Genomic DNA, 25,082 nt, shown 5'->3' on the forward strand with positions numbered 1-25,082 from the left:
TAATTCCTTCTTTAGCGTATCTGCTGGCCTATGATAAAGTGGAACATACCACGTTTATCATTCTCGCCTCCAGGTAAAGTATCCAGTCTCCAACCGTAATCAAAGCCCAGCATACCAAAGGCTGCCATAAATATTCTGGCACCTACACCCGTAGAGCGGTACAGCTTAAACGGATTAAATCTTTCATAAGAACCAAAGTTGTTACCTGCCTCCAAAAATGCCAGACCATAAATGGTAGCGGCTGGGTTTGGAGATATCAGGTAGCGAGCCTCTATTACAAACTTATCAAAGGCAACACCACCTGCCGAACGCAGTAATACATCATCGTTGTTTACTACACGCTCATCGTCGTAACCTCTCAAGCCGATGTACTCTGTACCCACAAAGATGTTACCACCGCCTAAGCCTGAGCCACCAAGTTTGAAACGTTCAAAAGGACCTATTTCCTCATTAGGGCTATATGTTCCTAAGAAGCCAAAGTGTGCTCTTGTGTTCAACACCAAATTCCCTGCCAGATTTATAAAGTATGAGGCATCAAACATAAACTTATTAAACTCGATGAACTCAAACTGGTCTTTTCTATCAGACAACAGTGAGTACGGAGGAGTTAAGTTTATACTTAACGATACCGATGATCCGCTGCGCGGGAACGTTGGGTTATCTATGCTGCTGCGACCAATCGTGTTTACAAAAGAGATACTGTTAGATGTACCATTGTCGAACCCCTGGAACAGCGCATAGTTATTTAGGTTATAACGATTGTAAGACAGGGAGTGGTTCATGTAGAAGAAGTCGTCCGGCCAGTTTAAGCGGCGACCAAGGCTAATGGCACCACCATCTACATTCAAGCGCTGATCTGCTTCGCCTGGGAATCTTCTTACTGTTTTAAATAAGCTAACGGAGAAAGAATTTCGCTTACGGCCACCTAACCAAGGCTCTGTGAACGATAATGAGTAAGACTGGAAGTATTTACCGTTTGCCTGCACGTTAAGCGACAGACGCTGCCCATCACCACTTGGGATTGGCCTCCATTCTGATAAATTAAATAGCTTGCGTGTAGAGAAGTTATTCAGTGTAAGTCCTACAGTACCTACAGCACCAATAGGTCCGCCCCAACCACCAGACAAGCTGATCTGATCATTTGGCCTTTCTACCACACTGTAGCTTATATCTACTGTACCGTCAGCCTGGTTTGGAATTGGCACCATACCAATCTGCTCTGGATCGAAGTAACCAAGGCCCGCCAACTCATTTCGCGAACGGATAAGGGCATCGCGGCTATACTTTTGGCCAGGCAGCGTGCGTAGCTCACGCAAAATTACATGGTCGCTTGTTTTATCGTTACCGGATACGGTTATTTTGTTTATAGTAGCTTGTGGTCCTTCGAACACACGCATTTCAAGGTCTATAGAATCGCCAACTATGGCTACTTCTACAGGCTCGATGCTTGAGAACAGGTATCCGTCATTCTGATACAAACCTGAAACATCCACACCTGCTGTAGGATTATAGTTGATTCGCTTCTCCAACTCTTCCTGGTTATATACATCGCCCTTTTCAATACCTAGCACACGTGAAAGGTAGGTGTCATCATACAGGTAGTTACCTTTCCAGGTAATATTGCGGAAGTAGTAACGGCTTCCTTCGTCTACAACAATCTTAATACCTAATCTGTCGTCGCTTAATCTATATATAGAGTCAGATACAATGGCAGCATCTCGATAGCCTTCTTTGTTATAAAAGCTGATCAAAAGATCTTTATCATTCTCATACTCTGATTTCTGGTACTTAGAAGAGGTAAATATTTTGTAGAACTTTTTCTCTTTAGTTTTCTTCAGTTGGCGCTTTAGCTTTCCTTCAGCAAAAGCCTCGTTTCCAACGATGTCGATTTCACCAATCTTTACTTTCTCCCCTTTATCAACAGCAATGTTTAGCTCTACGCTATTAGGCAATGTGGTAGAAGGGCGCTGCACTATGTTTACTTTGGCGTTTAGGTAGCTTTTCTCGTTGTAGTACTTGCGTATTACATTCCGGGTGCTGTTAAGTACGGCATCCGTTACTATTTTACCTTTCTGCAGCGGCACTTTTCCTTTCAGGGCATCAGACTGTGTTTTGTTTATACCTGTAAAAGAAAAGTCTGCCAGGCGCGGCCGCTCGGTAAGGCTAAAGTTAAGCCAGATGCGGTTACCCTCGATCTTGGTGATAAATACCTCTACATCGCCAAGTATACCCTGCTCCCAAAGCTTTTGGATGGCACGGCTGATATCCTCTCCAGGCACTGTGATCTCGTCGCCTACTTTTAAGCCCGTTATGGAAACCAGCGCGGAAGGCACTAAAAAGTTTGCCCCACTCACTGTGATATCAGCAATAACATACTGGCGAGGTTGCGCGTAGTCTACTGGAGTTGTTTGCGAAGGGTTGTTTTGAACTTGGGCCGAAGCTGTGCCTGCCATTAACAGGACCACAAGTACCCAGATGCATCTTGCCATTAATATTTTCACTTGGTTAGTTGTTCACTTGTTTTTCCGAACCTGCGCTCGCGGCGCTGATACGAAACGATTGCCTCATATAAGTGCTCTTTCCTGAAGTCAGGCCAGAGCAGCTCTGTTATGTATAATTCTGTATAAGCCATCTGCCACAGTAAAAAGTTACTGATGCGCTGCTCACCGCTTGTTCGGATCAGCAGTTCAGGATCCGGTATACCTGCAGTAGAGAGATAATTTGAAACCGCAGCCTCGTTAATGTCTTCAGGCCTGATATTACCCTGACCCACCTCACTTGCCAAACGTTGCACGGCCTGCGTAATGTCCCAACGGCCGCTGTAGCTCAGCGCAAGCACCAGTGTCATCCTGGAGTTTTGCTTAGTGAGTTCCATTGCCTCCATCAGTTCACGCTGGCACGAGGCCGGTAAGCTGTCGGTATTGCCTATTGTCTGTAACCGGATATTGTTTTTGTTTAGGGTTGCGGTCTCTTTTCGGATAGTAGAAACCAGCAGCTGCATTAAAGCGCTCACTTCTGTAGCAGGCCTTTTCCAGTTCTCGGTAGAGAAAGCATAAAGTGTGAGATACTCCACTCCTAACTCCGCTGCTGCTTCCACAGTTTCGCGCACTGCCGTAATGGCACTTTGGTGCCCGAATATGCGTAATCCTCCCCGCTTCTTTGCCCAGCGCCCGTTACCGTCCATAATAACGGCAATGTGCTTGGGTAAATTGTTCAAGTCAACTTTCTCTTTAAGATTCATTAAAGCACAATTTCCTTGCAAGTTACAAAATGCAAGGCAAATTTGTGAAAGATTAACTTTCTAATCTAATATTCCGGGCTTGTTTTTATAAGGAGGCGGGCAATTTACGCGATAGATGGTATAAGAAAGGCTTATTCCGTTATAGTAGTACCAATCATTATCGTATGGGTTGGCTACACGCTTGCCGTCTATTTCGAAAACATTTTCGAGGCGGTCCATGATAAGCTTACGCGCACCAAACTCTAACCCAAGGTTCCAGTGCTTGCTTAGCGCATACTTAACACCTACCCCAAATGGAATAGAAACTGCTACGTTCGTTTCGTATGGTTTATCGAGGGTAGGTTCCAGGTCAGGATTATCTGTATTTACTTTGATATTATAAATCAAGCCTGCCACACCACCAAAAAAGTACGGCGATATGCGAATCTTCTGACTAAGGTCATAGTAATCCAGAAAATTATATTCGCCAACTAAAGAAAGTTCTGCCAAACTGATTCTTGCTTCTGTCTGGCGCCAGTTGTGCAGGGGTAAGTCATAAGCCTCGTCGCTAAAGGTATTATCATCCACAATGCGGTGGCTCAGCATGATTCCGCCTTTGGCTGTAATCGGGCTTGATATATCCCTACGGTAGAAAAGGGTGATGGCAGGTTGGTTGTTCAGGAAACGGTAATTAGGCGAGAGTTCTCCTTTGTAGTTTGCGCCGCCTATTCCAAACCCTAGTTCACTAGTCGTAACCCGAGACTGACCTGCTGCTGACGGAGTAAAAAAAAGACTCCCTATCTGCAGTATGGCACAAATAAGGAGTCCTTGTGTGAATATTCTTAATGTCATGAAAATCTATTACGGAGTTTAGAGAAGAACGATCATATGTTCTTTCTATTATCTAAACTTCGGACTTCTAACTCTCGGAGCAAGTATATAGCTAATTGTCAAGCTACTATTTATATACCAATCGTCATCGGCATCGTTACCTCTTCTATTGTTAGTGCTTATACCATAACCTGGCACAATAGCATAAGGTGTACCACTCGGATCTGGTACTGTATTAAACCCACTTGCCGCACTTCTGTCAGAAAGCAAAGCTGCTGCTTTAGGGTTACTACCGCCACCAGCCAAGATATCTGCCTTGTCTGCGAAGCTGCCACTCGAGTCATCCAAATAATCTGTAAACGTTTTTCTCCAGCCCAATTCAAGGTTCAAGTCCCAGTTTCTATCTAGTTTGTAGCGCACACCTAAACCGAAAGGAATAGCAATACCTACACGCTTATATGGCTCCGGATAGTCTCCGTCGGCATACTGGCCGGCTGTACCAAGCGGCTGCAGTTCATACCATCCTGTTGGAATATCATCAGCAGGATTTAAGCTTCCCTGGCCTTCGGCAAAGTATGTACCTCTCTCGTAATATGCTTTTGGATTATGATGGAAAACTGCAATACCAACAAAGCCATAAGGCACGAAGTCCGGACGGCGGCGGTATGTCTGGCGGTTTTCGAAAAGGTCTACAATAACTACTCCGCTAAGTTCTTTGATATCGTTGCGGAAAGAAAGGTTTCTTTTAAAACGGCCAATGTTCTCTGCTTCGTTCTCAGAGGCGCTCAGCATGTCATCGCCCATAATACGTCCCCAGTGCAAAGCTCCTCTCACCGAAATTCTTGGGAAATACCTATACGTATAGCTGATGCCTACATTCGGGCGCGTAGACTTAAAGCGCAAACTTGTAAAGTCAGGCTCTGGCACTATATCGCCGAAGTAGTTCATGGCACCTAAACTTAAGCCGATTGAGCCGTACCTCTTTCTTTGTGTAAAACGCTGCGCCTCAGCCTCGGTAGCCACCAAGGTAATTGTAAAGATAAGCAGCAGGACAAGGGTACAAATTTTTCTCATAATTAAGTATTTCTTAAGGATGGAGATTCTCTGGACTAAACAATTACCCCATTTTAATCTAGCAAAGACAAAAATAACTATTTAAGCTTATTAAAGAAATCATATTTGATATATTTAATATAATTTACTTTATAAGTGTATTTCGTTTGTCAAGGCCCCAGTTTAGTTTACTACGTAGCGTAGACAAAAAGTTAACATGGTTTAATTTAACGAGCCGGGCAACAAAACTCTCCCTCCTTACCGCCAGCTGCACCGACATGTCTACCGGGGTAGACCTTGAATCCAAAGAGGCCAGATAACCACTGCTTCTCCCTTCTACCTCAAAAGAGATAACACTGCGGTCTGAAACGATCATTGGGCGCACGTTAAGATTATGGGGACATACGGGCGAAATCACAAAATTGTTAGTCTGCGGAAGCACTAATGGCCCGCCACAACTTAACGAATAACCGGTTGACCCAGTAGGGGTAGCTACTACAAGTCCGTCGGCCCAGTAGGAATTCAAATATTCACCATCTATATACGTATGAACAACTATCATAGCCGACGTATCGCGTTTTAATACGCTAAACTCATTTAATCCGAAGTTAATGCCATCAAAAACTTCCTGATCAGAATCTACGCGAATCAGGGCACGATCATCAAGGGTATAGTGTCCTTTGTAAAGCGCGTCCAGGGCAATGTTTATACTATCGTAGGGTATAGTTGCCAGAAAGCCAAGCCTACCGGTATTAATCCCTAGAATTGGAATCTCCTGAGCTCCTACATAGGTTACAGAATCGAGCAGGGTGCCGTCTCCTCCAATGCTTAGCACCACATCTACGCCAACCAGTTTATCGCCGCGGCTAAACGTTTGTATACCTGTTGGCAGATTAAGTGTGTTTTTAAGATACAGATGAAAATGTTCTACAAGGAATAACTCTGCTTTGCGCCTGCTCAGTTCATCGAAAAGCATTTGTATAAAAGGCGCAATGTTGTCGCTAAACGGTTTTCCAAGTATCGCTATTCTCATAAGTATAAGTTTAAAAAGGTATGCGGGTGCTAAAGTATAAACCTCTATTTCCTTCGCGGTTTACAGTGTACTCCAGACGCAGCACCATGTCGTAAAAGGTAACAACATGCAGCCCAAGTCCACCTCCCGCCATAAAGTAGTTAGTAAGCGGATTGCCTTCCTCAAACACATCATCCACCACGTATCCGGCATCTGTAAAAGCGTTCAGAAACACCGACAAAGGTATATTATTAAACTTCGGGTTATCTATAAATTTAAGCTTTATACTTTTAATATCTAACACCTGCCGTGTTAGCCCCTGCTTAAACAAACCATAATGCTGCCCCCCTACAATGTACAGTTCATAGCCTCTTACATAAGATCTGTACCCGAGTGCAATGTTGTCGGCAAAAGCATGCTTTCCGGCCAACCTTAACTGGCCCTCTGCCCCCACCATGTAAAACAGCTTATCAGAGAGCTTGGCGTACTGTGCGTACTTTGCCCTTGCCGTGGTAAACGGATCGCCTGAGTCCTGCATAAAAAAGGTCTGCGCGACTCCTGCCTCAAAATAGCTGCCTGTGGTAGGATATACAAAGTTGTTTCGCAGATTTACTACCTTATAAAGTTCTAAGCGCATGTACTGCCGTTCCTGCAAAGCCCTGCGGTAGTAATCTGGGTTAAGCCGCGACACAGAATCTGAAATCTGTTCGTTGTGATACGACAATCTTATCCCCTGCTGCCGCTGCACGCTTTGCCGGTGTATGATACCCGCCGCCGCAGACGTTCTTTGGATGGGTAGTTCGTCCTGCTGCTCTATAAACCGTTGTCTATTATTTAGGTTAGTATAACTGGTGGTGCGGCTTCTGTAATCTGCAACGGCGAACTCGGCACCCAGATTATACTTGCGGATAATGTATGGCACGCGGTAAGACAGCTCCAAACGTTTATTAAACCCCCGTTGCACACGCAGGCGCACATCCTCGTTACGGCCCCGGAAGTTACGGCGTACTAAACTTAGTCCATAGTCTATCCGGCTCCAGTCTTTTCTTTCCAGCCAGGCATTAAAGTTACGCTCAGCAAAATCAAGTATAGGAATAGGGTACAGGTAAAAACGCTCCTGCACATCATAAGTCACCTGTACTTTTCCATCGGCACAAGTATAAGATGTGTTCACGTAGTGGAAAAGGCGCAGGTTAAAAAGCCTTCTGCGGTTTTCTTCGAGTACACTTTCCAGTTCAGCAGTGGCGATGGTATCGCCGGGAGCAAATGATAGCTCCATGAGCATTACTTGGTCTTTAGTTGTCTCGTTACCAGATAAGTTTATACATTGTACAACTAAAACGGGAGTATCGCAGGGCATGGCTGCAGCCGCAGTAGCAGAAAAGTACAGGCAAAGTATAAGGATTAACGCACGCAGCCTCATCTACGCGCAGCTTATATATCCAGGTACTTAAACAGCATGTCTAACCTATCACGGCCCAGGTCATTATCAGAGGTATCATTAAACTGGGCAGTTATGCGGTACTCGAAACGCTCCAGCGTGGCGATGATTCGTGTTAGGTCGGTGGTATTTAGCTTGAGCGTGAGCTTTATTTTGTAGGGGTCCATCTCATCCGGCGACACATAGGCGCTCAGGATCTTGGTGTTCTCCTCTTCTATCAGGCGGCTGATCTGGCTTAGGGAATAGTCACGTTCCGGCATCGACAGCACCAGTATACTGCCCTGCCCCTGCAGCGCCGACATTTGCCCGAAAGCCGCCAAGGTATCGTTAATGGTGATGATGCCCATGTAGTCGTGGTCTTCGTCTAGCACAGGCACTACCTGGATTTTATTTTTGATGGCCGCTTCCATTACATCGTAAAAGTGCTGGTTGTGCATCACGAACACATCCTGATACTCCAGTCCCAACTCTTTTAACTGCTTGCTACGCTCAGGAAGCTCTACAAGCGTGAGCTCGGTTGCCAGCCCTTTATACTTGCGGTTGCTTACCACCGGCAACTCATTTACACGGAACTCATCCATCCATCGCAAAGCCTTCTCCACAGAGTCGTAAAGCTTTAGCGGCGGAATCATTTGGTTGATGAGTTCTTCTGCGATCATGTAGTGGTGGCGGTTAAGGGTGTTTTGGCTAAGAATTTATCTAAGATACTGTTAAACTTCTCTGGATGTTCCATCATGGGAGCATGACCGCACTTATCGATAAAGTATAACTCTGAGTTAGGTATTAATCTGTTAAACTCATGTGCTACCATTGGCGGGGTAATCGTATCGTTCAGTCCCCATATTAACAACGTTGGCACCTTTATGTTTGTGATATCCTTGGCCATATTATGTCGCTGGGCAGACTTGGCAATGGCGATAATGCGCAAACATTTGGCGTTGCTGTTGGTGATATCAAATACCTCGTCCACCAGCTCTTTCGTAGCTGTTTCCGGGCTGTAGAAAGTATACTCTACACGCTCTTTCACATAGTCGTAATTGCCGCGTTTCGGGAACGAACCGCCCATAGAGTCTTCAAACAAGCCCGAGCTGCCAGTTAATACCAGGCGCTTTACTTTGTTGGGGTTGTTCAAAGTATAAACCAACGCTACATGCCCACCTAAGGAGTTACCCAGTATGGTCATGTTGTTCAGGTTCATGTGCTTTACAAAATCCTCTACAAACGACACCAGCCCCGGCACACCTGCCTTGTGCAACGACATCTCGTATATAGGCATCAGCGGAATAACCACACGGTACTGCTTAGAGAAATGATCTACTACACCGTGCCAGTTGCTAAGCGCACCAAACAAGCCGTGCAGCAACACCATTACTTCTCCACTTCCTTCGTCGATATACTTAAATCCGGCTTCTTGTTTAATCTGTAAATTCATGTAATCTATACTTTGTACCAGAAACGTAATTCTATGCCAGTACGGTTATTTAATCTGCAATATTAACAATACTAACCCAATTTTTGAGCATCTGCAAACCATAAGTCGTTAAGGCAGCCTCCGGGTGAAACTGCAAGGCGTAAAGGGGCAGCGTTTTATGTTTAAATGCCATCAGTTCGCCTTCGGCAGTATGGGCCAGCGGATGTATACTTTCCGGGGTGTGGCGCAGCACCAGCGAGTGGTACCTAACTATCTCTGTTGTTGTGGGTATCCCTGCAAAAAGAGGATCGCTTTCACAGATAATTTCAGACACCTTGCCATGCATGGGTTTGATACCTTTCTCCAGCTTTGCCCCGAAAAACTCACCCAGCGCCTGGTGCCCTAGGCAAATGCCCAGCATTGGCACCTTTTCATGGTAATGATGGATCACATCCATTAAGCTACCCGCCTGCTTTGGCGTACCCGGCCCCGGCGACAGCACTACCGCTGTTACTGGCAGCTGTTTTATCTCCTCCAGCGGCACATCGTTCCGCACTACCTTCGCCTCTACTCCTGCCTGCCCAAAATAATCTACCAGGTTATAAGTAAAAGAGTCAAAATTATCGAGCAGCAAAAGCATTTGAGTTTGAGAGTTTAAGAGTTAGAAAGTTTAGGAGTTATACTTTGAAGGTCTTTTTATGAAAATCTAGAGTTTATATCATTAGTGAGAATGGGGGCTTCTGTTCAGAAGCTTACTCCTGCACTTAATTTATAACTTATTAACTCTCTATCTCCCAAACCCTCTAACTTTCTAACTTTTAAAAGTGCTGCTTTAGCGAAGTAATCAGTGCCTTTACAAATGGCAGTACATAGCTCAGAATATCCAAAGCATAAGGCGTGGTTTTTAACACTACGGGGTAAACCATAGAGGCATCGGCAGTGTCTTTTGAGATGCTAATGCCGGCCATATCAGAAACATAAAGGAGCAGGCTTAGCGCCACGCACCACTTAAGCGCACCAAGTATACTTCCGAGCACATTATCGAACAGACCGAAAGGAGTGAAATCGATCACTTTTTTAAGCAGGATGCCACCCAGGTGTATAAGCAGGATGATTCCTACAAACACTACCAGAAAAGTTACATAGGGCAATAAACCATGGGCATCGCCGATAACACCTTCCATTACAGGCAGGGCCGTATCCAATAATTTTAAGCCGCCAAGTATAGCCAGCACCAATGCTACCAGCGACACTAGTTCTAACAACAGTCCTTTCCGGAAACCCTGAAACGCCCCCCAAAGTATGGGCAGCGCCAGAAAAAAATCAAACGTACTCAAGGGTGTAAAGTATAAAGTTAAATGCCGCAGCCCTGCAATTTACACTTGCAGCACTGCGGCATCTAATTTAGATAATTAGCAGCAAAAGCCGTAAAAATTATTTCACTTTAAGTTGTCTGGTACTGGCGTAACCTGGGCAAGGTAGCCAGAATAAGAAACGAAGAATATTTTCCATTTGCCGTCTACCTTTATCAATTCCCAAGATTCCTTTCCCCAGTTTTGAGGCTTGTCGTCTACCCACAAACTGTAGTCAAAGGTTACAGAGGCGATGAGCGGATCGTTTACCACTTCCACATGATAGAACTTCTCCTCTACTTTGCTTTTAGTAGAGGTAAAAAACTTCATAAAGTCTTTGTAAGATGATGGGTCCAGGGCCTTTTTATCGGGGTAATACTTCTTTACAAATGCCATCGACTTATCGTCTGTGATGCCGATCCAGGGGATGGAGTCATAGAGAAATAGTTGACGAAAGCTTTCGCCATCTTTGTTGATGATGCTTTTGCGGAAGGTTTCTACAACCGCCTGAATCTGTTGCTTATCCTGGTCGGCTTGGATTTGAGCGATGGCTGGCACTGTAAGCAGGGCAAGCAGCACCCACAGTAAAATCTTTTTCATAGGTATCAGTAGTGTTAAGTGTTTGACAGATTAAGGTAAGCATAATCGCAAACATTTAACACTACTGACAGCTATAAATCAATAGATTATACTTTTAGATTAAAAATCGGTGTTGTTAAGCAGATCACCTACCGCAGTAGATATAGCACGGCCATCGGCTTGGCCTGCCAACTCTCTAGAGGCAACACCCATTACTTTGCCCAAATCTGATGGGCCTGTAGCGCCCACTCGCTGGATAATTTCTAACAAGCGAATGCGGAGGTCACCTTCATCTAGTTGCTTCGGCAGATACTCTTCTATTACGTGTAGCTCTGTTAGCTCAATTTCCTCAAGGTCGGTTCTGCCTTGCTTGGCATACAATTCTGCCGACTCGCGGCGTTGCTTGGCAGCTTTGGTCAACAGCTTCATTTCGGTGTCCTGGCTAATGCCCTCGGTGCCGCCTTTCTCTGTTTCGGCAAGCAAAATAAGTGACTTTATACTTCTAAGTGCCTGCAGGCGGGCTTTATCTTTAGCTAACATAGCTTCTTTTATGTCGGCGTTAACTCGATCTTTTAATGACATAGTTTATGTGTGTTTATACTTATACTGTTGAGAATCTGCTATAAAAATGCTGGTGTGTTGCTTATACGGGAATCGGGTAAAGAGTATAGGCTAACATCTTAACCAAATTTCCATTAATTTAGTCATTCCATACTTGTAAGACGAGAAAGAACCGGATAAGGCTGCAAAACTTGTATCATGACCAAACTGAGTGTAAATATAAACAAAATAGCTACCCTTCGTAACGCGCGCGGCGGCGACCGGCCAAACGTAGTGCAGGCAGCAAAAGACTGCGAGCGCTTCGGAGCCCAGGGCATAACGGTACACCCGCGCCCCGATGAACGCCATATCCGTTATCAGGATGTGTACGATTTGAAGGAGGTGGTTACAACAGAATTTAACATTGAAGGCAACCCTACGCCCGACTTCCTGAAACTGGTAAAAGAAGTGCGTCCTGAGCAAGCTACTCTAGTACCTGATGCTCCAGATGCTATTACCTCCAACGCCGGCTGGGACACACAAAAACACGAAGGCTTTCTGACAGATGTGATTGGAGAGTTGAAGGAACTGGGTATCCGCACCTCCATCTTTGTTGACCCTAACGAACGCATGATAGAAGGCGCCAAACTAGTGGGAACAGACAGGGTAGAACTTTACACCGAAGCCTACGCCAAACATTACCACGATAACCGGGAGCAGGCCATTGCGCCATACCTTGCTGCTGCCAAAAGAGCGCAGGAGTTTGGCATTGGCCTGAACGCCGGCCACGACTTGGATCTGGATAACTTGAAGTACCTGCACGACACCCTGCCGGGCTTGCTGGAGGTTAGCATTGGTCACGCCCTTATTTGCGACGCTTTATACTTTGGCCTGGAGAATACCATCCAGCAGTACCTTCGCCAGCTTAAGTAGTGGTGCAAAGTATAACTATAGAAGAATTTCTGAAGCTATCTGATAAGCTTCCTGTGCTGGATGCCCGTGCGCCCAAAGAATATGCAGTAGGACGCATACCAGTGGCGCAGAGTTTTCCTATTTTTTCGGATGAGGAACGCGCTACGGTTGGTACTGCCTACAAGCAACAAGGTCACGATCCGGCAGTGCTGATCGGGCTGGACCTCTTCGGCCCGAAGATGTCTGAGTTTGTAAAGCAGGCTAATAAACTGGCACCGGAAAAAGAAGTACTCGTGCATTGCTGGCGCGGTGGTATGCGCAGCGGTGCCATGGCCTGGCTACTCGATTTTTCCGGGTTTAAAGTATACCTGTTGCAGGGCGGCTACAAAGCGTACAGGCAGTACATCCATCAACAGTTCGAAAGGCCCTACAAGCTACTTATACTTAGTGGCTTTACCGGCAGCGGCAAAACGGACCTGCTGCCCTACTTACCAGAACAGCACCAGCAGGTAATAGACCTCGAAGGCCTCGCCAGCCACAAAGGCTCAGCCTTCGGAAGTATAGGCATGGCAGCGCAACCAAGTACAGAGCATTTCGAAAACCTACTGGGCACCGAGCTCCTTAAACTTGACAGCACCAAACCCATCTGGCTGGAAGACGAAAGTATAAGTATAGGACGGGCCCAGATGCCAAAGCCGCTTTTTGACCAGATGCAGCAGTCGCCTGTAATTGTACTGCAGGTGCCGCAAAAGCTGCGCGTGCAAAAACTGGCTGAAGAATATTGCCGCACCGATAAAGCTATACTTACTACAGCCATACTTAAAATAAAGAAACGCTTGGGCGGACTGGCAACCAAAGAGGCACTGGAAGCCATCGAGACCGGCGATATGGAGAAGATGGTAGAAATTGCCCTCTCCTATTACGACAAAGCCTATACATTTGAGCTGGCCAAAAAGCAGCACGTGCTGCAGCTGGAGCTACAAAGTATAAACCCCGAAGAGAACGCAGCCAAAGTGCTGGCCTTTGCTAAACAACATCAACTGATTTAATGCTATGGAAGAGACATCCACACAACCTATAAAACTTACCCAGTACAGCCACGGCGCTGGCTGCGGCTGCAAAATATCTCCCAAAGTGCTCGATGCAATCCTGCACTCCGATATAGTTTACCCCGAAGAAAAGCGCCTGCTGGTAGGCAACAGCTCCCGCGACGATGCTGCTGTGTACGACATCGGAAACAACCGCGCCGTGATCAGCACCACCGACTTCTTTATGCCTATCGTGGATGACGCTTACGACTTTGGCAGGATAGCCTCGGCTAACGCTATTTCGGATGTATACGCTATGGGAGGCACACCCATGATGGCTATTGCCGTGTTGGGCTGGCCTGTAGACAAACTTGCACCAGAAGTAGCCAAGCTGGTAATTGAAGGTAGCCGTAGCATTTGTCACGAAGCAGGCATACCACTGGCAGGTGGCCACAGCATCGACAGCCCCGAGCCTATTTTCGGACTAGCTGTAACTGGTATGCTCGACACCCCCAACCTGAAACGCAATGATACCGCCACCGCCGGTTGTGAATTATACTTAACCAAACCACTAGGTGTTGGCATACTTACCACCGCCCAGAAAAAAGCCATACTTAAACCAGAGCACGCCCAACTGGCACCAAACCAGATGATGCAGCTGAACAAGATTGGCGCAGAACTAGGCCAACTGCCGCAGGTGAAAGCCATGACCGATGTAACCGGCTTTGGTTTACTAGGCCACCTTTCGGAGATGTGCGAGGGCAGTAACCTAAGTGCGGAAGTATACTTTGATAAAGTACCTGTGCTGCCGGAGGCCCTGGAATACCTGGCACAAAAAGCCATACCCGGCGGCACACACCGTAACTTCGATAGCTATGGCCACAAAATAGCAGACCTCTCTCCAGACCAGAAACACCTGCTCTGCGACCCGCAAACCAGTGGCGGTTTGTTAGTAGCCGTTGATCCTTCTGGCCGTGAGGAGGTGCTGCAATTATTCCAAAAGTATAATCTGCAACTGGCGCCACTTGGAGTGTTGAAGGAACGTAGCAACTCAACATCCTTAATTGAGGTACTATAACCATTGATCATTCAAAGTATACATGAAACTACACTATAAAGAAGTGGGCCACGGCCAGCCGCTGCTTATCCTGCACGGTTTGTTTGGCACATTAGATAACTGGGCAACCTTGGCCAAGCGATTAGCAGAGCATTACAACGTGTTTCTGGTAGATCTGCGCAACCACGGCCGCTCACCGCACAACGAAGAGCATAACTACGACGCCATGGCCGACGATGTGCTGCGATTGGTAGACGAACTGCAGATTGCAACACCTGCCATTATGGGCCACTCCATGGGTGGAAAAGTAGCCATGAAATATGCGCTAAAGTATCCAACGCGCCTCACCAAATTGATTGTAGTTGATATTGCTCCTAAAGCTTATCCACCGCACCACGACGAGATAATTGATGCGCTGCAGTCGGTGGATCTTAGCCAGGCAACCAGCCGTGGCGAGATAGACCAGCAGCTAGCCAAAAGTATAAATCAGGAAGATGTACGCTTGTTTTTAATGAAGAACCTGTACCGCAAAGAAGACAACACCTTTGGCTGGCGCATGAACCTGGATGCCCTTGAGAAAAACTACGAGCATATAGCAGCAGCCATTACCGCAGACGTGCCTTTTAAAAAGCACGCGCTGTTCATAAAAGGCGGCAGGTCTGGCTATATCAAGCAGGAAGATATCTATGGTAGCATAGAGCACCTGTTTACCATGGTAGAGGTAGAAACCATACCAAATGCCGGCCACTGGGTACACGCCGAAGCTCCCGACGAAGTATACGACTTGGTTACAAGATTCTTAGATACTGACTAAGACTGGTGACTAAAGAGATTAATTAGGATTACCTTAGAAAGTATAGAGTTATAGGTTATAACTGCTCATATTTCTTAATCTTGTAAATCCTGATTCTGACAAAGTATAAACTGCCACCGCCACCATAGCCGTGGCAGTTTTCTTTTACTCATATATTAACAATTCAGCAAGCCAACAATTAAATCCTACCTTTGCCACTATGAAAAAGACCGGCACTTTATACTTAATACCAACCATACTGGCTGAGAATACTCAAGACCAGGTTATTTCGCCGCAGGTAAAAGACACGGTGCAGCATCTGACCTACTTTATTGTGGAAAATCTACGCACTGCCCGCCGCTATGTAAAAAGTATTTGCCCAGAACTGGTAATAGAGCAGCTACACTTTGTGCAGGTTGATAAAGATGCCACACCCGCACAAGTACAAGCCTCTCTTAAACCTTTGCTGGAAAAAGGAATGAATGCCGGAATTATTTCAGAAGCAGGCTGCCCGGGCATAGCAGACCCAGGTGCAGAAGTGGTAAAGTATGCCCACCAGAAAAGTATAAAAGTAGTGCCCTTTGCCGGCCCCTCAGCTATTCTTCTTAGCTTAATGGCCAGTGGCTTTAACGGGCAGCAGTTTGCTTTTCACGGTTATTTACCCATAGAAAAAGGGCCACGGTTACAAGCACTGCGCCAGCTGGAGAAGGAAATGCAGCAGCGTAACCAAACACAGATTTTCATGGAAACGCCTTACCGCAATAACAAACTTCTAGAGGATCTGCTCAGCACCCTTCACCCGGAAACCAAACTCTGCATTGCTGCCAACATCACATCTCCTGAGCACGAGTTTATCCAGACCAAAACGATACAGCAATGGAAAGGTAAGCTGCCGGATATTCATAAGCAGCCTGCTGTTTTTCTGATTTACAGATAGTGCTACCTTACCAATCCTCAGGAATTCTGCTGGTTGCATTTGGCAACACCCGGCAATCGTCCGGGTACTTGTAAGGCAGAAACCTATGATCAATGTCATTGCGCAGTATCGTAACCTGCTTGGTTACAACCGACGCAACATCAAAGAAGCCGATTACCTGCTCATCTTTGTTGTTAATGTTAGACACATTTCCGGTAACTCTTGCCGGAGGTGGATCAAAAACGGTCCCGGTAGCCTCCTTCTGCTGCTCCATAATCCGGTAAAACTCATAGACCTCCTCTGTAACAGAATACTGGAACACCTTCAGCTTGTTCTTTACTCCAAGGTAGCGGTGAAAAGGCATAAACAGCACTTCCTGATTTATGATATACTTGCCATTTGTTAGGCGGTCATCTATTACTTTAAACCTGTCAAGCTTCTCGGTTAAAAGACATTTTGCACAGCAGTTCTTTGGTCTTGCAACGCCTCTTTCATCTACATAATCCCATGGTTGTGTGGCCACCTCAAACTCTGTAAAAAAAGACCACCTCAGAAAGTTCTGCTCCTCTGCCGGGTCCTGATAGTCTACCAGCACACGATAGCCAGTATACTGTTCTTTTTGCCGATCTCCCTTAAAGGCAAATAATTGCTCATCAATTTCAAAATGTACTGTATCTATTGGCACAGGCTGCTTCATGGTTATCCATCCCGATTGATACACATTTTCACCAACTTGAATTCTAAGTATATACTTATGTCCCGGTGTACCAAATGCAGCAGCACCTGCTATCGGGTAGTAATTGTTTGTAGCAGCATCATAGGCAAACGCATAAACCTCTCCTTTATCGCTATGCACCGATACACCTGCTTCTTTTTCATACTTTCTGTACTTCTCAGTGTAAGGCAGCGAGTATGTTAGGCGAACGTAGTTATGCTCAGGGTCATTTGTAAAAGTACTCTCTACCACCAGATGGCTTTTCTGCTCATCGTTCTTCAAATTAATAGGGTCTATGCACCCTATCATCAGAAGCAAAAGCGCCATCAGAAATATTTGTCTCAGCATGTTGGGTTAAAATTTAACATTAACGTTTACAGATGGGATCGGCACGCCTATAATGGATAATTTAAATGCGCCTGGAGGCGCTCCATAATAGTGCTGGTATAAAGTGGAGTAGGCATTCTTTCGGCTATAAAGATTATAGACGGAGATTCCCCACTCATACACCGCATTCTTTTTAATAATGGGTTCATGATTGAACGCCACATCAAGCCTGTGGTAGTCTGGCATGCGTTGCTGGTTACGGCCTACATAGTTTGCAAAAACCTGGTCGTGATATCTGTACCAAGAGTCAGCTGCCGTTATCGGCCTGCCTGTAGTGTAAGTAAAGTTTGCCGAAACTGTCCACTTAGGCCAGGCCTGGTAGTTAGCAAAAATGTTCAGGTTTACAGGTTTATCATAGTTAGAAGGGTAAGGCTTTCCTTCATTAATTGTTTCTTCCTCAGTTTCCCCTTCTATCTTCCTTAGCGATCGTGAGTACGTTGCACTTAACCAGCCAGTAAGCCTGCCCTGGTTCTTTTTGAGAAGCCACTCAGAACCGTATGCATAGCCATCGCCAAACAGCAGGTCTGCATCCAACGCAGGATTCAGCAACAGTACAGCGCCATCTTTATAGTCTATCTGGTTGTAGAGTCTCTTATAGTATACTTCCCAGCTTAGCTCATACACGTTGTCAGGTTGCAGGTAAAAATAGCCTACAGACACTTGGTCCGACACTTGTGGTTTTATGTACCTGTCAGACAATTTCCAGATGTCCACCGGAGTGATGGCGGCCGTGTTGGAGATGAGCTGAATAAACTGCCGTGTTCTGCTAAGTCCGGCTTTTAGTGAGGCGTTATTACTTAAAGAGTACTTAAAGGAAGCACGTGGCTCCAAGCCCTGATATGTCTGCACCACGTTGCCTGCGCCAACATGCAGGGTATCCGTTATACTTCTATCGTCTCTGGGTTTACCCTCTGCGTAAATATAGATGTCCGACGGACCTATTTTGGAGAATCTGGCATACCTTACCCCTAATGAAAAAGAGAGCTTTTCGTTAAGCTTTACCTCGTCGTTTAAGTAAAGGGCGCTTTCATACCCTTTGTCGTGCATCAGCGTGCGCGGATTTAGATTAGATGTTCCGGAGGGCACCAGCTCACCGGGCTGTATTTCATAGTATGATACTTCGCCTCCAAAATCAACCGAATGGTTTTTCAAACCAAAAAAGCCGAAATGAATTTTAGCCTGCGAAAGGTCTATGCCAGAGTTGAGCTTGAATTCCTCGCCGATGGCAAGGCCTGCTACAGTATTTTTATAGATGCTTTTCACAAGAGTAGCTGAACCAACAAAACTGTCGCTGAAGAGGTGATTCCACCTCAAAGAGCCAAGCGTATTGGTCCAGTGGTAGGTTGTATCATAAGGAAACTTAAAACCGTCGGCACTGCGATAACCCGAGAAGCTGACATTATCCTTTTCACTTAGCTTATACTTTAGCTTCAGGTTACCATCATAAAAAAAGCCTGAGCTATTTTTGATATTCTCACTTGGGAAGAGGTTTAGCAGATAGTCGGGGTATGCTCCTCTGAGAGCTACTAGCACTGTAGCCTTATCAGAGATCGGCCCGTCCATACTTAGCTTAGCTGTGACAGGTGTTAAGCCCACCTCATACTTCATTTTCTCCGTGTTACCATCCTGCATTTTCACGTCCAGTATAGATGATATCCTTCCGCCATATGTTGCAGATATGCCGCTTCGGTGCAAATCGAAGCTTTTTAGTACATCCGAATTATAAACAGAAAAGAAACCAAACAGGTGGGTGGCGTTAAACAAAGGGGCTCCGTCCATCAGCACCAGGTTCTGATCTGCACTACCGCCGCGAACAAAAAAACCTGATGTACCCCCGCCGGCATTTACTACACCCGGCAGCGCCGAAACAGCCTTCAGCACATCTGCCTCTCCCATCAGCTTGGGCATACGTGTCAGCAGCTTCTGATCCATGTGGCTGCTGCCCATGCGCACAGAGTTTAAATCAATGATTGAGTTTGTCGTGATCTCGACCTGTCTGAGGCTTACGTTTTGCTGCCCCAGCGTAAGGACGACTTCTTTATTATTGTCTAGTATAACAGTTTCTCTCAGAGGTGCCATTCCTATGTACTGGCAAACTACCTCATAAGTGCCTTTTTCCAGCTTTACACTAAATCTGCCCTGTTTATTGGTCAACACTCCAACTTCTCCCGGCGATATAAAAACAAACGCCTCACTCAGCCTCTCGCCAGTTGCATCTGTTATTACACCCGACAGTTTATAAAGCTTTTTCTCAGGTTGCTGAGCCACAACATTCTGAAATAGTAATAACAACAGAAGTATGGCTTTACAAACTTTTTGTAGCATTTAGGTATAGTTTATATATGAATTTAAAACTATTAAATAATGTCTAAACTCCAATTTATACACCCGCTGTTATTCAAACGTGCCTATAATTCGCACCTTCTGATCGTCTCATAGCAGTACTGAAAAAAAGAAAAGCCACCGGAAACCGGTGGCTTTTGCCCAATGAAGAAGACTACTACCTAGTATTCTTATCTATCTACTTTATTAATCAATTTTTCACTTTATCAGAGCGGAGATTACTACCTATTTATTAACCGCAGTTGCCTCGAACAAACCCGGAAGTGGATTCGGCACATTTGGGTTAGCATTAACTTCACTTTGAGGGTAAAGGAAGCGCTGTGGCAGTTCACTCGCTGTGCCTTTGATCGGAATTCCTATACGGTTGTCCGTTCTTCTGGCATCGTTAAAGGCTTCGATGTTACCGATAAATGTCACGTAACGCTCCTCCAGTATCTCATTTAAAAGAGCATCTTTCACAGATAAGCCAGCAGTGTTCTCAACTCCTCCAACTGCAAAATCAGTAAGCAATAGTTCCTTGTACGGTACGTATTCAGGCACTTCAGGAACCTCAGGGGTGGTTGGAGTTGCAGGAACGGCTGGTATCGCATCTCTTCCGTATATTTCATTCAACGCATCTCTGCGTTCGTTTAACGCCCCAAGAGCACCTGTAAGATTATCCTGCCTTGCACGAGCCTCAGCCAATATCAGCTGTGTTTCTGCATAAGTTACAAGCGGAAAATCTTCATCGTAACCGAATGCGCCAGAATAGTTCAAGTCGTAAGTACCCAAATTACCTTTGTAGTGATACTTGAAACGACCAACCTCATCTGTTTTAGCGTTATTTCGGTTTTTCGCAAAAACATTTGCCTGAGCAGGGTCAAGAATACGTGGTGCAAAAGCTCCCTCTGCTGTCATATAGCCTTCACGCTCAAGCTGCCCAAACGAGTAATACACGTTTACATTATAATAAGCATCATCGTGAGGTGTAATCATGTTTCCTGCTGGAGATGGTATTCCAAGCATGGCAGCAGTTTCTGCTTTAGCATAGTCGCCTACGTGCATGTAGTACCGAGCCTTTAAGGTATAGGCTACATTAATCCAGTTCAGAGCCTTACCACTAAAATAAATATCCTTCTCGGCTTTAAGTATACCCTTTCCAAGTTTCAGATTTGCGATGGCATCATCTAATAATTTCTGCACATTAGCATAAACCTCTAACTGCGGGTCGAATTTAGGGCTTTCTACTTTAGTTACCTCAGAGAAAGGAACATCCCCAAAAAGTGACGCAGCAGTACCAGCAGCATGTGCCTCCAGTATTTGTGCTACGCCTAATACTTTAGGATTCAATTCATTTTCAGCCTTCTCCTGTGCCAGGCGGGCCTGTGTGATAGACGCATAGTAAATTGTTGACCATGGGCTGTCGAAGTCACCGGCAGTTACCAGGTATTGATCAAGGTTGATATATTGCCTGTCAACACCAGAGAACTGATCAGTCCACATACCTGCAAGTCGAGCCATTTCACCCTCATGCAAAAGCGCATTACCCAACATCACTCCCTGAATCATGTTGTTTACGTCAACAGACTCACCGCTTGGGTTATTCGGATCCTCTTCAAAACCCTCTATAAAACCTTCGCATCCCATTACAGACACAGCCAGCGAGAAGATGGTTATATATCTAAATATCTTTTTCATATACAGTCAAGTTAGTGGGATTAGAAATTAAATCTGATAGAAGCCAAGTATGAGCGGGTACCAGGGTTGTTGAAGTACTCCAGACCACGGCCGTTACCTGTACCAGTAAGATTGGTTTCAGGGTCTACGCCTTTGAATTCTTTAGACCAAATAGCAAGGTTTCTACCTGTCAGAGACAGCTCAACTGAACGAAGTTTGGTAGCGTTCTTAAACCAGTCGCTGTTTAGCGTGTAAGATAAAGTCATCTCTCTGATTCGAGTCCAGCTAGCATCCTGAATGAACTGCTCACCGTTAGGACCAAAGCCACCACCTAGTGAAGTGTACCATGACTGGTCAAGGGCCACGTTGTTGCCACCGAAGTTGTCAACTCTTCCACGGAAAGTATAAGAACCATCTGCGTTTGGAGTATAAGCCTCTGCTACAGTTTTGCCACTGTAAAGGAAAGTGTTAGCAGCCTCCTGTGCAGAAAGTGTAGTTTCAACAGCTGTATACTCCGACGTGCCAAAGTAGCGTAACACACCTTCTGTACCAGCCCATATATCGCCGCCACTAGAGAATTCGAATAATGTATATAAGCTTAGTCCTTTATAGGCAAGCCTTGTATTCAAGCCGCCTCTCCAGTCTGGATTAGGATCTCCGATCACACCTTCTGTCTGTGCGTTCATCGGGAAGCCAAAGTCATCTAAAGCCAGGCTGCCATCTTCTTTGCGCTCCCATCTGCCGCCCCAAAGTACACCTACAGGCTGGCCTTCAACCGCTCTTGAAGATACACCTGTGAAACCTGCCAGGAACAAAGACTCCACACCTTGCAAATCGGTTACTTTATTTCTGTTTCTGGTCCAGTTACCGCCGATGTTCCAGCTAAAGTCGTTGTTGCGAATAATAGCTCCATCAAACTCCAGTTCTATACCTTTGTTTTCAAGTGTTGCTGCGTTAGCAGTTTTAAAGGTAAAGCCAGACGATGCTGGTACTGGCAAGTTAAAGATTGCGTCAACTGTTTCATTAGTATAGTATGTCGCGTTCAATGACAGGCGATTATCAAAGAAACGTAAGTCTGTACCAACCTCAAATTCTTTTTTTCGCTCTGGCTTAAGGCCTGCATTACCTTGTATGTTATCCCTAACAAATGCACCTGTATAGGCACCGGCATCTAAACCAGGACCCCAGCTTTCACTAAAGAATGCAGGCACCCAGTCGTTTGTTGTTACATATGGGCCAGGCTGCACACCTACTTCACCGTAACCTGCACGAAGCTTACCAAAGCTCAGTATGTTGCTGCTAGCAAAAGGAGCTAAATCACTGAACTGGAACGCAATATCAGCTGATGGATAGAAGAACACGCTTTGCGCCTCAGAACCAAATGTAGATGCATTTTCTAATCTACCTGAAGCATTAAGGTAAAGCAGGTCTTTAAATCCGAAAGTAGCTGTAGCATACCCCGCAGAAGTGCGAATAGTTGATTCAGAATCGAACGGCTCAGTATCTGAGTTTGTAGCGTTTGCAAAATCACTGATTCGCTGATTTAGAATAAAGTTGCGGTACGTAGCACCAATGCTATTAAAAGTACGCTGATTTAGGTTTAAGCCTACCAGAAAAGAGCCTGTAAATTGCTCACCAAATGACTTATTTGCACGGGCAATAAAGTCTCCATTCAACTGTGTTTCACCGATTGTCTGCTCTGTACCTGATCCGTTTCCGCCATTCTCAGCAGAGTTAACCGGGAAGAATGTTAAGCGCTGATCGGTATAGTTATCTACACCACCACGTGCTATAAAATTTAACCATGTTAGCGGTTCATAGCTAAGCTCAAATGAACCAATAAAACGATTCACATCAGAGGTATTGCGCTGGTCATTAACCGTCCAAAGTGGGTTATTATAGATTGGGCTGGCTGTGTTGCCTAAATATCTTCTGTAAGAGCGTTGTCTTCCTAAAAAGGCATCTCCCGCGCTATTAAAATATGTACCCTTATAATCTCTGATATCAAAATCAGGGGCATTACGCAAAAAGCCAAGGTATAAACCTGATGTGTTAGAACCCTGCTGGATACGATTAGAACCTATTTTGGAATAAGTGATATTTGCTTTAGCACTTACAGTACTAGCAAGCCTTTTCTCCGCATTCAAGCGAGCCGTTGTTCTGTTGTAGTCACTGTTGTTTCTGATGATACCTTCCTGGTCTAAGTTAGATAAGCTCAGGAAAAAGTTTCCATCTGCATCACCACCGCTAAAGCTTAGGTTATTCTCCAGAAAATGTCCGTTCTGAAAAATAGCGTCGAAGTTTGAGTCGTTAAATGTCTCGCGGTTGTTCTTTGTTACAATCGGATAGTATTCAGTGCCGTCCTGTGCTACAAACTTCTGGCCCGAAGTATTTACCTCATCTGCGCCTCCTGCTCTTTCAGATATCTTATCTCCGTATGAGAAGGCTGAAGTTGGGCTATACTTTCCTCCAAATCCTTGCCCATAGATTTCCTGCAAATCGTGTGTGTAGCTGATCTGGTCTAATGAGTAAGTTAAACCATAGCTGATGTTGATTTTACCGTTGGCAGACGAACCACTTTTAGTGGTTATCACCATCACACCGTTAGCAGCACGGGAGCCCCATAGTGCCGCAGCAGACGCACCTTTAAGAATTTGTACAGAAGCTATATCATTTGGGTTGATATCATTTAAACGCGACTGCTGAACTACGCCTCCAACACCAGAACCGATGTTGCTGTTACTTACAGGTATACCATCAATAATGATTAGTGGCTGCACAGAACTCGTGATTGTACTTTGACCACGAATCTGAATATAAGCACCTGCACCAGGGTCACCGGAAGAACGGGTAATCTGTACACCAGAAGCCTTACCAGAAAGACCAGTTACAGCACTTGTTTCACCAGACTGCGCAATCTTAGAACCAGAAACTTGGCTAGTGGCAGCACCTTGCTTATCCTTGTCTTCTTTAAAGCCCAAGGCAGTTACCACAACCTCATCTAACTGCTGCTGGTCAAGCGGCAACTGCACATTTACAGTAGAGGCTGTGCCAAGTGCTCTTTCAATTGTTTTATAGCCTACAAACCTAAATATAAGCGTGTTGCTCTCGCTCGGTACACTTATAGTATAAGTACCATCAGCGCTTGTAGCTGTACCCACTGAAGTACCCTTTGCCAATACTGTTACGCCTGGCAATGGTTGATTTGATGTTGCATCCGTCACCTTACCGGTGATTGTTCTTACCTGCGCAACCACCTGATTTACCATAGCAGTGAGCAGCAAGAAACTCAACAATAATATTCTCCTCATTTTGTTTTTTGTTAAATGTGATTTTAACTATAGAAAAAGAGATTCCACCCCTTGCGCCAGACAAGGCGCAAGGATGTTGTTTTACTTCTGTCTACAGCTTGATCAGCCAGGCTATTCAGGTACTTTTATGGCAAAACAATACCTGTAGTGTACATGTACGCACACTATCAAATGCTTGGGGACAGGCAATAGAAAGCATTGGCACCTTAAAGTCTAAACTTTAAAAAGCCTTGCTAATCAAGCAGTAACATAGAAATTAATGTGGCGACAATATAGGTTCTACCGGCATGCCGCGGCAGGATTACTAGAGGAATTCTGCGGAAGGATTGAGTAAGGTTTTTTGCATATTTGTTTGTTTAAAGTGAGATAATCTCTCAATATAAAAAAATTCAATGTTATAACAAATAAAAATATGCCATTCTATTATTTTTGTACTTTTATATCTTAATGCTTCGGCAGCTAACAAGGTCGTAGTTCATGAGGAAGGCAATAAAACAGTTATGATTCTATGCTGGTGTAGCCAGT

21 protein-coding genes are annotated in these 25,082 nt (G+C 45.3%); 5 read left to right on the forward strand and 16 right to left on the reverse strand.

From position 1 onward, the window contains the following. Positions 1–11: 11 nt before the first annotated feature. The 12 genes from bamA to H8S84_RS18150 all read right to left on the reverse strand — a co-directional run bounded on the left by bamA (position 12) and on the right by H8S84_RS18150 (position 11,481). Positions 12–2,489 carry an outer membrane protein assembly factor BamA gene (gene bamA / locus H8S84_RS18095; RefSeq protein ID WP_187068794.1) on the reverse strand — a complete coding sequence of 826 codons (2,478 nt, stop codon included), beginning with the start codon at positions 2,487–2,489 and terminating at the stop codon, positions 12–14. An 8-nt stretch (positions 2,490–2,497) separates the two neighbouring features. Continuing rightward, the gene (locus H8S84_RS18100) at positions 2,498–3,241 is read right to left on the reverse strand and encodes an isoprenyl transferase (protein WP_187068795.1); all 744 of its coding nucleotides are present in this window, start codon (positions 3,239–3,241) and stop codon (positions 2,498–2,500) included. Between the two features lie 60 nt (positions 3,242–3,301). Next, a complete protein-coding gene (gene porG / locus H8S84_RS18105; protein WP_187068796.1) occupies positions 3,302–4,072 on the reverse strand; it encodes a type IX secretion system protein PorG in 771 nt (256 codons plus the stop codon). Between the two features lie 48 nt (positions 4,073–4,120). Next, the gene (locus H8S84_RS18110; protein ID WP_187068797.1) at positions 4,121–5,125 is read right to left on the reverse strand and encodes a DUF6089 family protein; all 1,005 of its coding nucleotides are present in this window, start codon (positions 5,123–5,125) and stop codon (positions 4,121–4,123) included. 124 nt (positions 5,126–5,249) lie between these two features. After that, on the reverse strand, positions 5,250–6,137 hold the full coding sequence (locus H8S84_RS18115) for an NAD kinase (protein WP_187068798.1): 888 nt from the start codon (positions 6,135–6,137) through the stop codon (positions 5,250–5,252). A gap of 10 nt (positions 6,138–6,147) precedes the next feature. Further along, positions 6,148–7,539, reverse strand: a complete 1,392-nt coding sequence (locus H8S84_RS18120; protein ID WP_187068799.1) for a BamA/TamA family outer membrane protein — start codon at positions 7,537–7,539, stop codon at positions 6,148–6,150. A gap of 11 nt (positions 7,540–7,550) precedes the next feature. Next, positions 7,551–8,216: a CBS domain-containing protein gene (locus H8S84_RS18125; protein ID WP_187068800.1), complete on the reverse strand. Its 666-nt coding sequence runs from the start codon at positions 8,214–8,216 to the stop codon at positions 7,551–7,553. After that, positions 8,213–8,989, reverse strand: a complete 777-nt coding sequence (locus H8S84_RS18130; RefSeq protein WP_187068801.1) for an alpha/beta fold hydrolase — start codon at positions 8,987–8,989, stop codon at positions 8,213–8,215. The genes H8S84_RS18125 and H8S84_RS18130 overlap by 4 nt, the downstream gene beginning before the upstream one ends. A 49-nt stretch (positions 8,990–9,038) precedes the next feature. Further along, a complete protein-coding gene (locus H8S84_RS18135) occupies positions 9,039–9,608 on the reverse strand; it encodes an anthranilate synthase component II (protein ID WP_187068802.1) in 570 nt (189 codons plus the stop codon). Between the two features lie 178 nt (positions 9,609–9,786). Further along, positions 9,787–10,305 carry a CvpA family protein gene (locus H8S84_RS18140; protein ID WP_187068803.1) on the reverse strand — a complete coding sequence of 173 codons (519 nt, stop codon included), beginning with the start codon at positions 10,303–10,305 and terminating at the stop codon, positions 9,787–9,789. Between the two features lie 102 nt (positions 10,306–10,407). Then, positions 10,408–10,920 (reverse strand): nuclear transport factor 2 family protein, encoded by a 513-nt coding sequence (locus H8S84_RS18145; RefSeq protein WP_187068804.1) that lies wholly within the window; start codon positions 10,918–10,920, stop codon positions 10,408–10,410. A gap of 99 nt (positions 10,921–11,019) precedes the next feature. Then, entirely contained in the window at positions 11,020–11,481 is a 462-nt protein-coding gene (locus H8S84_RS18150) for a GatB/YqeY domain-containing protein (protein WP_187068805.1), read from the reverse strand. Positions 11,482–11,658: 177 nt separating this feature from the next. Between H8S84_RS18150 and H8S84_RS18155 the strand changes: the two genes are divergently transcribed. From H8S84_RS18155 to H8S84_RS18175, 5 genes are all read left to right on the forward strand, one after another. After that, positions 11,659–12,372: a pyridoxine 5'-phosphate synthase gene (locus H8S84_RS18155; protein WP_187068806.1), complete on the forward strand. Its 714-nt coding sequence runs from the start codon at positions 11,659–11,661 to the stop codon at positions 12,370–12,372. 2 nt (positions 12,373–12,374) lie between these two features. Beyond that, positions 12,375–13,400, forward strand: coding sequence for a tRNA 2-selenouridine(34) synthase MnmH (gene mnmH / locus H8S84_RS18160; RefSeq protein ID WP_317175456.1), 1,026 nt, complete (start codon positions 12,375–12,377; stop codon positions 13,398–13,400). A 4-nt stretch (positions 13,401–13,404) separates the two neighbouring features. Beyond that, positions 13,405–14,457 (forward strand): selenide, water dikinase SelD, encoded by a 1,053-nt coding sequence (gene selD / locus H8S84_RS18165; protein ID WP_187068808.1) that lies wholly within the window; start codon positions 13,405–13,407, stop codon positions 14,455–14,457. Between the two features lie 22 nt (positions 14,458–14,479). Further along, a complete protein-coding gene (locus H8S84_RS18170) occupies positions 14,480–15,250 on the forward strand; it encodes an alpha/beta fold hydrolase (protein WP_187068809.1) in 771 nt (256 codons plus the stop codon). A gap of 199 nt (positions 15,251–15,449) precedes the next feature. Continuing rightward, complete coding sequence (locus tag H8S84_RS18175; protein WP_187068810.1) at positions 15,450–16,166, forward strand: SAM-dependent methyltransferase; 717 nt, start codon at positions 15,450–15,452, stop codon at positions 16,164–16,166. A gap of 7 nt (positions 16,167–16,173) precedes the next feature. On the opposite strand, the gene H8S84_RS18180 is transcribed toward H8S84_RS18175, so the two are convergent. From H8S84_RS18180 to H8S84_RS18195, 4 genes are all read right to left on the reverse strand, one after another. After that, entirely contained in the window at positions 16,174–17,208 is a 1,035-nt protein-coding gene (locus H8S84_RS18180; protein ID WP_187068811.1) for a DUF4249 domain-containing protein, read from the reverse strand. 6 nt (positions 17,209–17,214) lie between these two features. After that, entirely contained in the window at positions 17,215–19,572 is a 2,358-nt protein-coding gene (locus tag H8S84_RS18185) for a TonB-dependent receptor (protein ID WP_187068812.1), read from the reverse strand. A 243-nt stretch (positions 19,573–19,815) separates the two neighbouring features. After that, positions 19,816–21,267 carry a SusD/RagB family nutrient-binding outer membrane lipoprotein gene (locus tag H8S84_RS18190; protein WP_187068813.1) on the reverse strand — a complete coding sequence of 484 codons (1,452 nt, stop codon included), beginning with the start codon at positions 21,265–21,267 and terminating at the stop codon, positions 19,816–19,818. 20 nt (positions 21,268–21,287) lie between these two features. After that, complete coding sequence (locus H8S84_RS18195; protein WP_187068814.1) at positions 21,288–24,557, reverse strand: SusC/RagA family TonB-linked outer membrane protein; 3,270 nt, start codon at positions 24,555–24,557, stop codon at positions 21,288–21,290. Between the last annotated feature and the right edge of the window lie 525 nt (positions 24,558–25,082).

The sequence above is a fragment of the Pontibacter cellulosilyticus genome (genome assembly GCF_014306105.1).
GTDB classification, from domain to species: Bacteria; Bacteroidota; Bacteroidia; order Cytophagales; family Hymenobacteraceae; genus Pontibacter; species Pontibacter cellulosilyticus.